This is a genomic window from Neisseria sp. P0021.S007 (assembly GCF_051956855.1).
The window spans coordinates 1-598 of record NZ_JBQCXA010000785.1; the positions used below are offsets into that span (position 1 = coordinate 1).

General features: G+C 55.5%; 1 protein-coding gene. It reads right to left on the reverse strand.

Features of this window, described 5'->3' with window-relative positions; translation table 11 throughout:
• On the reverse strand, positions 1 to 598 hold a 598-nt coding region (locus ACTHUR_RS15945; protein ID WP_440399642.1), incomplete at both ends, for a DNA topoisomerase.

The following is a 598-nucleotide window of genomic DNA, read 5'->3' on the forward strand; positions in this document are numbered from 1 at the left end:
GCATTTGGGGTAGTTGGCGCAGCCGATGAATTTGCTGCCGGTGCGGCTGTATTTGTACACCAGCCGTCCGCCGCATTTGGGACATTCGCGCCCGTCGAGTTCGGCTTGCTCGGCTTCGGCTTTGGCGATTCGCTCGGCGGCTTCTTCGGCGGTTTCGTTGACGTTACGCGTGTAGCTGCACTCGGGATAGCCGGCGCAGGCGACGAAACGACCCATTTTGCCGAACTTGATTTGCAGTTTGTGTTCGCCGCATTTCGGGCAGGTTTCGTCGAGTTCCTGCGTGGTGAATTTGGCGCGTTCGATGCCTTCTTTTTCTTCCACTTGTTTGATGAACGGTTTCCAGAATTTGTCCATCACGGGAATCCAGCGGCGTTTGCCGTCGGCGATTTCGTCGAGCTGGTCTTCGAGTTTGGCGGTGAAGTGGTAATCGACGTATTGGGCGAAGTGTTCGGTCAAGAATTTGTTGACGATGTCGCCTGTATCGGTAGGCATAAAGCGTTTTTGCTCAAGGGTAACGTATTCGCGGTCTTTGAGCGTGGAGATGATGCGGGCGTAGGTTGAGGGGCGGCCGATGCCGTATTCCTCGAGGGCTTTAACC